The following is a 9,027-nucleotide window of genomic DNA, read 5'->3' as shown; positions in this document are numbered from 1 at the left end:
ATGATACATTTTTGATTTCGATATCGGCATCATGAGGAATTTCGTTGGTCTGATTCGCTTCTTGTTGTAGCTCATCTTCTTTTTCATGGATTTCTGATAATCGGGCAAGCGAAATTTTGGCATCCTGCAATTCCCGCACAAATTCTATCAACTGTGTAATCGGACCGTTCAAGCTTCCCACTATAGCACTGATGGCGAGCACCATACCGAGTGTAATTGAACCTTCAATTACCAGTTTGGCCGAAAGCAGTATTATAAAAATGTTTTTTAATTCGTTAATAACCGAAGAACCAATAGTTTGAGACTGCTCCAGAACCAAACCTTTTATCGATACCCTGAAAAGTCTTGCCTGCACATACTCCCATCCCCAGCGTTTTTTCTTTTCTGCATTATGGAGTTTTATTTCCTGCATTCCGTTTATCAGCTCCATTACCTTATTCTGCTCATTCGAAATTTCAGCAAAACGTTTATAATCCAATACCTCTCTTCTTTTTAAGAACAACGTTATCCATCCAAAATAAAAAAGGCTTCCAATAAAAAAGACTAAAAATATCTGCAAATTGAAATACGCCAGAACACCACCCATCACAAACATATTGATTACAGAAAAAAGCACGTTTAATGATGATGTAGTCAGGATTTTTTCAATTCTCCGGTGATCATTGATACGCTGCATAATATCTCCTGTCATTCGAACATCGAAAAAGGAAATCGGCAGATTCATTAATTTTATAAAGAAATCTGAAATAAGAGAAATATTGATTCTGGTAGATAAATGAAGCAAAATCCAGCTTCTGATCAACTCCAATCCTGTTCTTCCTGCAAAAATAAAAAGCATGGCAAAAAGGATTAAATAGATAAAATTAATATTCTGATTCTGAATACCAACGTCGACAATACTCTGGGTTAAAAATGGAAAAATTAAATTGAGTAAGCTGCTGGCAAAAAGACCAATTGCGAGTTGTATGAGAAATGATTTGTATTGAAATAAATACTTGAATAGAAACCTAAATCCGATGCCTGAATTCTCCTCTTTATCAAAATCAGATTGAAAAAATTTAGGCGTTGCTTCGATCAAAAGTGCAATTCCTTCTTTGGTTTCATCACCGGCATTATTGCCGATCCAGAACTTTACAAATTCTTCTTTGTTATATTGCAAAAGCCCAAAAGCGGGATCTGAGATATAATATTTTCCTTTTTTGATTTTATAAAGTACAACGTAATGGTCATTATTCCAATGAAGAATGCATGGAAGAGGCGCTTCTTCAATTCTTGTTACGGACAATTTTACACCTAGAGTACTAAATCCGATTTTTTCGGCGGCATCACTCAGAAAAAGCAAATTACTTCCTTCACGAGTTGTTTCGCTGAAATCTCTCAACTCCTGAATATTGATTGTTTTTCCGTAATATTTAGCAATAATCTTTAAACATGTAGGACCACAATCCTTATGATCGGCTTGTCTGTAATGTGCGAATTTTTTCAATTTCTTTTTGATTTATTCAAGAGCAAATTAAGAAAAAAATTTCTTGTTAATCCATAAAAAAACAGAGAAGACATTAAATCTTCTCTGTTTGGCTATTTATAAACAAATTCTTAGCAACACAATTTCTTTAGGACATGGCCGCGGTTTACCCTAACCAAATAAAATCAACACAGCGGCCAACTCCTAAGAATCCCAGTACCAATCATCAATACTGAGAATATGCTCAATGTTCCACGATCGAGCGCCTATACATTCAAAAAAAACATGACTAAATTCTAAATAAGGCTATATCGTATTACTTTTAAAAAAAGTTAAAAAATCAACAACAAAGACGACTTGAATCACAAATACCCGCTGATGTATTTATTGGACAAGTTTCGCCTGGTGGTATTAAAATGCATCCGGCTTCTAAAGCATAAACCCAGCATTCAGGAATTCCTCCCTTCATGTTTTTTAGCTCATTTTTATTAATACTTTGAGCACCGTTCAGACTTAAAATTTTCTTCAACATAATGATACCTTTTTTTTAATAGTAACAGAGTTTATAGCTCTGTTACTATTTAAATATTCAAATTAGCAAGCGTAATATTTATCGGCTGTAGCATTATAACAATTAGGTTCTGATGCTTCACCACCTAAAATGTTTTTCTGCTCTTTTTTTGTCAGCTTTTTAGTCTCTTTACTTTTTAAAATTTTTTCTAACATAACTGGTTATTTACGTTTTTTGGGTTTAAGCCTCAAATCTGTAAAAAACTTGATGCTTGAAAATTTTTCTGTTAACAGCTTCCGACATAATTATTTGGCAAACAGCTCCAATATGCTGGTACTGTACCAAATTCTGTACATCTTTTAGCTTTAAATCCGTCATCACAAATAGGAGCATTTCCTCCGTTTATTGTTTTTTGCTCATTAGCAGTCAATTCTACTGCACCTTTCAATTTCAAAATATTCTTTAACATAACTGCAGGTTTTTTGGGGTTACTACTCTTTCGATTAACAGTCGAAAATCTGTTTTTATTTTTTAGGCTGTTTTTTCTAGAACCTGAACTTCATCTACAAAATCATTCAAGAAATATTTCAGCTCATTCAATTCGTATTCGTTTGGAAATAATCTTTCGTTTACAATTTTAACCGGTGTATAATTAAAATTATTCATTGAACACCAATCGTATTGTTTCTGAATTTCTTGACTAATCATCATACTTACAGAATCAACTGGCCATTTTTTAAGCCATTTTTTATGTACCATTCTTTTAATGTACCAGTCAGAAATTGCTTCAACAGTTTTTCCTGGCGTCACTCTATTAATAGTTAACAATCTCTCTACAACCGTTTTATACGGATTGTCATTGTTTTCAGGATTAATATTAAAAAGAACGTTCAAATATATTTTGTCTGGAAATTTCAATACCAAATCGAAAGCTTCCTGAAATGTTTTATAACAATGTCCACAGCTTGGGCTTATAATTATTGAAAGTCTCACTGCTGCATTTTTATTACCAAAATTCAAACCTCTCAATTCCTCAAATCCTTTAGTATATTTTACTTTTTTAGATAAGAAGTTTAATAATGAATAATTTCTTTTAAACTTTTTAAGCTCTTTTAATGAGTTCTCGTTGTCAAGCATGTTTTTGATCATGACTTTTACTGCTGCCCAAATTGGAATTAAAAGCAATAGAGAAAACACATAAGGAAAAATTGTATTTAAGCTGAAACTCAAAGTAAAAAGGTCTGATGAAAACCAGGCAACACTTTGTACTACTATTAAAAATGATACTGCTAAACACATTACGCACCATTTTTGAATTTCAAATTTTTGAATCCAAATAGAACAAACTACAAGCGGAATAGCCAACAGACTTAAAAAACCAACGAAAATCGCTGAATTTAATGGCTGTATTAAAATGGCAATAATGCTTGCGCTGAAAAACAATAATGGAAGATCTGAAAAACTCAACCATTTATTTGCTATATCATCGTTGAAACTTATTACTGAATGACAAGAAGAGTTAGAACTTAAATTACAAAATTTTGAAATCACAGTGTTTTTAACACCCCATTTCTGCTGCACAATAAATATGCTTACAACCAAACCGATAATTGAAGTAGCTAAAAACGAGCTGCTAAATAAATCGAAGCTGTTGTAGAAAAAAGATAATCCGATTAAAAGAACAAGAGGAAGAAAATATTTTAACCAATTGTACTCTACTTTCAAATTTTCTCTGGCAACTACATTATTAGGTTCGATGGCTACAATTACTCCATTCCAATCTAAAAGGAATTTATCGTATGATAATTTTTGACTCCCTTTTTTTGTTGTCGTGATTCGTACACCATTTTTAATTTTTTCGACCAGAATTAATTCATCTTTAAAATAAGCCAAAAAATTAGATGGCAGATCTACGATTTGTTCTTTCGAAACTCTTACTGCAGCATTCTCTACAGAAAGCAAATCGAACGAATCTGTAATCGCAAATAAACTCGGATAATTTGGATGAGACAAAAACAGATCCTTAAACTCATTTTTGATATCTGAGTATTTGTTAATTTGCAGAAACTTTTGGACCAGTTTTAACATCGTTTTCGACCGTTTTTAAATCATGATTACGATGCAAAGATTGGTGTTTTTATTGATAAATATCGCATGTATGTATACATTTTATTAATTATACCACATACAATTTATAAATTATACCAAGTATACTACTCAACACAAGTTACTGATTTACAAATAAATACATGTTATTTTTTTTCATAAAATCCTCAGAAAGCCTTTTTTCGATTAACGGTCGATGATTTTATCTAGTTTTGGATAAGTAATAATTCAAACATTAAAAAACATGAAAAAGACGAGATAAAATCTCTAATGATTTAGAAGAAAAAAGGAATCAAAAAAAGTTCAAAAAGGACAAAAAAAGACCCCAAATTAAAATAAAATTACCCCTAAAAAAAGCAAAAACCAATCATAAAAAATATGATTTAACTTACAATAAAAGATTAGATTTTATTGCTTTTTTAACCCAAATAAACCCAAAAATTTTTAGCATAACCACTTTTCGAAAGCTATTTTTTTCGAATTTGATTAAAATGCACTAAAATATTTATGAAAGATTAATAGTATTAAAATATAATAAAAAAGAAAAGATATGAAAAGTATGAAATTAAATTTAGAGGATTTCCAGACTGAAAAATTAGTAGCAACTGAACTAAAAGTGATTCGCGGAGGTGACGGAGTTCCTCCTGTAGATCCGGGAAAAAATAACGGCGGAAACGGAAATAATTAAACCATTTCTTCCAAACATATACAAGGCATCCAAAAAAATAAATCATTAAAGACATCAAAATATAAGTATCATGAAAAATCCTAAATCAAATTTCGAAGATTTCCAAAATGAAAAATTAGTGGCAACTGAATTAAAAGTGGTTCGTGGCGGTGACGGAGAACCTCCTGTAGATCCAGGAAAAAATAATGGCGGAAATGGAAATAATTAAGCCATTACTCCCTAATATATAAAGCATCCAAAAAATCAATTATTAAAGACATCAAAATATAAGCATCATGAAAAATCCTAAATCAAATTTCCAAGATTTCCAAAATGAAAAATTAGTGGCAACTGAATTAAAAGTGATTCGCGGCGGTGATGGAGAACCTCCTGTAGATCCAGGAAAAAATAATGGCGGAAACGGAAACAATTAAGCCAATCCTACCTAACATTTAAAGCATCCAAAAAATCAATTACTAAAGACATCAAAATATAAGTATCATGAAAAATCCTAAATCAAATTTCGAAGATTTCCAGAATGAAAAATTAGTGGCAACTGAATTAAAAGTGGTTCGTGGCGGTGACGGAGAACCTCCTGTAGATCCAGGAAAAAATAATGGAGGAAACGGAAACACTTAAGCCATTACTACCTAATATATAAAGCATCCAAAAAATCAATTACTAAAGACATCAAAATATAAGTATCATGAAAAATCCTAAATCAAATTTCGAAGATTTCCAAAATGAAAAATTAGTGGCAACTGAATTAAAAGTGATTCGCGGCGGTGATGGAGAACCTCCTGTAGATCCAGGAAAAAATAACGGCGGAAACGGAAATAATTAAGCTATTTCTACCTAATATATAAAGCATCCAAAAAATCAATTACTAAAGACATCAAAATATAAGCATCATGAAAAATCCTAAATCAAATCTCGAAGATTTCCAAAATGAAAAATTAGTGGCAACTGAATTAAAAGTGATTCGCGGCGGTGACGGAGTGCCTCCCGCAAATCCAGATCCAACAGAACCACCGGTAGATCCTGGAAAAAATAACGGCGGAAACGGAAATAATTAAGACAAAAAAATTCTAAATATTACTCGCAAATTGAGCTGGAGATACTCCAGTTCTTTTGCGAAATGATTTTGCAAATGAAACTGCATTTTTAAAACCAACACTTTCTGCTATTGCCTGAGTTGAATATTTACGATACAAATGATTTGTAATCATTTGATTAATAACATAATTTATTTTCAATTCATTAGAATATTCTCCAAAAGATTTTCCAAATCTTTTATTTACTACATAAGATAGATAAGTCGTATTTGTTTTTATTTTCTTAGCAACATACGAAAGGGTAAAATCGGCATTTAAATATTCTAGCTTTTCTTCTAATGCCAATAATTTTTCTACAATTTTATTTTCTTTTGCTTCATCAATGCTAAGGTTTGCATTTTCTTTCTTAAGCTGAATTTCATCTAATTCTGGCACTTCTGCAAAAACTTCTTCAATTGCTACTTTATCGATTTCCGCATTTTCAATTTCCTTTTTCTCCAAATTAGCTTTAAATTCTTCAATTAAGGCATTCATCTTCTTATGTGCTTTATTTTTATCTCGAATACTTTTAATCAAGAAAAATACAATTCCAGTAACCAGAATTACATAAAATACTTTCAAAGCTTTATTCCAAAAAACTTCATACTTATACTTTTCCTGAACATCCATCATTTCTTCACTAAGATTGGCTGTACCAAGTTTGTAATTAACCTCCAGAGCTTCTTCTCTCATATTTCCTTCATACTTTTCATAAGAATCAAGGTATAATTTGGAGTGCTTATAAGCCAATTCAGGTTCATTTTTGATACTGTAAATTTTTGCCTGAAGATAATTGGATTTAAAATAGCTATTATCCATCATCTTATTTTTTATACTCAGTGAATCTACTTTCTTTAAAAAAATAAGGGCGCGATCGTATTTTTTTAAAGTATAATACAAATCCCCTAAATTGAAATTAGCAATTTGGTATAAAAAATCATTGTTGCTTTGTTTGGAATAAAAAGCAATATCGTAATAAATCTTTTCAGCATTACTGTAATCTTTTTTAAACAAATAAATATTTCCTAAACTTAATGTCGAAGTAATTTTATTATTGGTAAATTTTTCTGAGTAAGAAATTGCTTTTTTATAGAAGTACTCTGCCGAATCTAACAAATACGTTTTATCGCGATTTTTATTGTAATACCCTTCATAGGAATTTCCAAGATTGGTGTAAGTGTTGCTTTTTGAATTCTGAAATTGATCTTTCTCGTACAGATTTTCATTTTTATCTAAAAAAGCATCATTTTGTCTTAAGATCTTTATTGACAATTGATAATTTCCTACACTTTCGTTTAATAAAGCTATATTAGCTTTAAATTTTAAGACTTGAACTAAATCATTTATTTGTGAAGATAATTTGATTCCTTCCTGATAAGCACTTAATGCCTGACCGTAATTACTCCTTTTCCAATAAATCAAACCTCTATAGTTACATAAATAGGAGTGAATTTTTATTTTTTTATTGGATAACGGAATCTTTTCTAAATGTTTTAAAGCCTCAGCATAACTTTGATCAGATTTTATTGAATCGCCCTTTAGCTGATATAAATAAGAAGCAGCTCCCCAAGCAAAAGTCACATGTTCTTCATTGCTGGATTTTAGCATTTCTTTAACAAATGTTAAACCTTCATCGTAGTTTCCGTTGATGCTGAAACGTATTTTATCCTGCAAATTTAAATATTTTTGCTCGGATAGCTCCTTATTTGGTTGAGCCTCAAGGGTATTAAGTATCAAGAAAAATAAAAAAGAGATGATCAGCCTCATTTAATTTAGTTTTTGGTATTCAAAAATAGTCTATAAATTATCAATAAACTACAATTAATTTGCCAAAATCCTATTAATTTTATTTTTGACTTGAAAAAATATAACATTTTATACGGTATTTGTTATATTTTTATTACGTAAATTTGTTTGTTAAAAATTATAAAACATGAAACCAGACCTATTTCAATCTCCAGATTACTATAACTTAGACGATTTGCTAACTGATGAACACAAATTGGTTCGTGAATCTGCTCGCGCATGGGTTAAAAGAGAAGTTTCTCCTATTATAGAAGAATTTGCTCAAAAAGCTGAATTTCCTAAACAAATTATAAAAGGTTTGGGAGAAATTGGCGGTTTCGGACCTTATATTCCCGTTGAATACGGAGGAGCCGGTTTAGACCAGATTTCTTACGGTTTAATTATGCAGGAAATCGAAAGAGGCGATTCTGGTGTAAGATCTACCTCATCTGTTCAATCTTCGCTGGTTATGTATCCTATTTGGAAATACGGAAACGAAGAACAAAAAATGAAATACCTTCCAAAATTGGCAACAGGAGAATTTATTGGTTGTTTTGGTTTAACCGAGCCAGATCACGGTTCTGATCCCGGAAGTATGATTACCAATTTTAAAGATATGGGTGATCATTATCTTTTAAATGGTGCCAAAATGTGGATTTCAAATGCGCCATTTGCAGATATTGCCATCGTTTGGGCAAAAAATGAAGAAGGTAGGATTCACGGTTTAATTGTAGAACGTGGCATGGAAGGCTTTACAACGCCAGAAACCCACAACAAATGGTCGCTTCGTGCCTCTGCAACGGGAGAATTGATTTTTGACAACGTCAAAGTGCCAAAAGAAAACCTTTTACCAAACAAATCTGGTTTAGGCGCTCCTCTAGGCTGTTTAGATTCTGCTCGTTACGGAATTGCTTGGGGAGCAATCGGCGCAGCAATGGACTGCTACGATACCGCTTTACGATATGCAAAAGAGAGAATTCAATTCGGGAAACCAATTGGAGGAACACAATTGCAGCAAAAGAAATTAGCAGAAATGATTACAGAAATCACAAAAGCACAATTATTAACGTGGCGTTTGGGTGTTTTAAGAAACGAAGGAAAAGCTACAACAGCTCAGATTTCGATGGCAAAACGCAACAATGTCAACATGGCAATAAACATTGCCCGCGAAGCAAGACAAATGCTCGGAGGTATGGGAATCACTGGTGAATATTCTATCATGCGCCACATGATGAACCTCGAAAGTGTGATTACTTATGAAGGAACACACGACATTCATTTATTAATAACCGGAATGGATGTAACTGGAATTCCAGCATTTAAATAATAGACATCTATTAAAATATATACAAAATCAATCTAAAAAGCTTCTTCTAACAAAGAAGCTTTTTATCTTTGC

At 31.8% G+C, this 9,027-nt stretch carries 12 protein-coding genes and 2 pseudogenes; 7 read left to right on the top strand and 7 right to left on the bottom strand.

Annotation, left to right across the window (positions count from 1 at the left end; all coding sequences use genetic code 11):
* The 5 genes from K6T82_RS14905 to K6T82_RS14890 all read right to left on the bottom strand — a co-directional run.
* The coding region (locus K6T82_RS14905) for a cysteine peptidase family C39 domain-containing protein (protein WP_223707089.1) at nt 1-1,486 on the bottom strand (1,486 nt) is incomplete at its 3' end.
* Nucleotides 1,487-1,805: 319 nt separating this feature from the next.
* The gene (locus K6T82_RS14900) at nt 1,806-1,997 is read right to left on the bottom strand and encodes a hypothetical protein (protein ID WP_223707087.1); all 192 of its coding nucleotides are present in this window, start codon (nt 1,995-1,997) and stop codon (nt 1,806-1,808) included.
* Nucleotides 1,998-2,059: 62 nt separating this feature from the next.
* On the bottom strand, nt 2,060-2,191 hold the full coding sequence (locus K6T82_RS24535; protein ID WP_255596554.1) for a hypothetical protein: 132 nt from the start codon (nt 2,189-2,191) through the stop codon (nt 2,060-2,062).
* A 71-nt stretch (nt 2,192-2,262) separates the two neighbouring features.
* Complete coding sequence (locus tag K6T82_RS14895; RefSeq protein WP_223707085.1) at nt 2,263-2,445, bottom strand: hypothetical protein; 183 nt, start codon at nt 2,443-2,445, stop codon at nt 2,263-2,265.
* A 62-nt stretch (nt 2,446-2,507) separates the two neighbouring features.
* Nucleotides 2,508-4,064: a vitamin K epoxide reductase family protein gene (locus K6T82_RS14890; protein ID WP_223707083.1), complete on the bottom strand. Its 1,557-nt coding sequence runs from the start codon at nt 4,062-4,064 to the stop codon at nt 2,508-2,510.
* A gap of 568 nt (nt 4,065-4,632) precedes the next feature.
* On the opposite strand from K6T82_RS14890, the gene K6T82_RS14885 reads away from it, so the two are divergent.
* The 6 genes from K6T82_RS14885 (at nt 4,633) to K6T82_RS14860 (ending at nt 5,825) form a co-directional block, all read left to right on the top strand.
* A complete protein-coding gene (locus K6T82_RS14885) occupies nt 4,633-4,770 on the top strand; it encodes an rSAM-modified peptide (RefSeq protein WP_223707081.1) in 138 nt (45 codons plus the stop codon).
* A gap of 70 nt (nt 4,771-4,840) precedes the next feature.
* Complete coding sequence (locus tag K6T82_RS14880; protein WP_223707079.1) at nt 4,841-4,978, top strand: rSAM-modified peptide; 138 nt, start codon at nt 4,841-4,843, stop codon at nt 4,976-4,978.
* 67 nt (nt 4,979-5,045) lie between these two features.
* Nucleotides 5,046-5,183: an rSAM-modified peptide gene (locus K6T82_RS14875; RefSeq protein ID WP_223707077.1), complete on the top strand. Its 138-nt coding sequence runs from the start codon at nt 5,046-5,048 to the stop codon at nt 5,181-5,183.
* 67 nt (nt 5,184-5,250) lie between these two features.
* Complete coding sequence (locus K6T82_RS14870) at nt 5,251-5,388, top strand: rSAM-modified peptide (RefSeq protein WP_223707075.1); 138 nt, start codon at nt 5,251-5,253, stop codon at nt 5,386-5,388.
* 67 nt (nt 5,389-5,455) lie between these two features.
* Nucleotides 5,456-5,593: an rSAM-modified peptide gene (locus K6T82_RS14865; RefSeq protein ID WP_223707072.1), complete on the top strand. Its 138-nt coding sequence runs from the start codon at nt 5,456-5,458 to the stop codon at nt 5,591-5,593.
* A gap of 67 nt (nt 5,594-5,660) precedes the next feature.
* The gene (locus K6T82_RS14860; protein ID WP_223707070.1) at nt 5,661-5,825 is read left to right on the top strand and encodes a hypothetical protein; all 165 of its coding nucleotides are present in this window, start codon (nt 5,661-5,663) and stop codon (nt 5,823-5,825) included.
* A 12-nt stretch (nt 5,826-5,837) separates the two neighbouring features.
* Here the strand turns inward: K6T82_RS14860 and K6T82_RS24695 are convergent.
* Both K6T82_RS24695 and K6T82_RS24690 read right to left on the bottom strand, forming a co-directional pair.
* Nucleotides 5,838-6,080, bottom strand: a pseudogene (locus tag K6T82_RS24695) (helix-turn-helix domain-containing protein); the annotation flags it as partial.
* 612 nt (nt 6,081-6,692) lie between these two features.
* Nucleotides 6,693-7,451: pseudogene (locus K6T82_RS24690) on the bottom strand (tetratricopeptide repeat protein); the annotation flags it as partial.
* A gap of 325 nt (nt 7,452-7,776) precedes the next feature.
* Between K6T82_RS24690 and K6T82_RS14850 the strand changes: the two are divergent.
* Nucleotides 7,777-8,955, top strand: coding sequence for an acyl-CoA dehydrogenase family protein (locus K6T82_RS14850; protein ID WP_223707066.1), 1,179 nt, complete (start codon nt 7,777-7,779; stop codon nt 8,953-8,955).
* Nucleotides 8,956-9,027 lie beyond the last annotated feature (72 nt).

It is taken from the genome of Flavobacterium potami, assembly GCF_020026915.1.
Lineage (GTDB): Bacteria > Bacteroidota > Bacteroidia > Flavobacteriales > Flavobacteriaceae > Flavobacterium > Flavobacterium potami.
The sequence above is the reverse complement of the archived record's forward strand: the minus strand, read 5'-3'. Positions and strand labels throughout refer to the sequence as shown.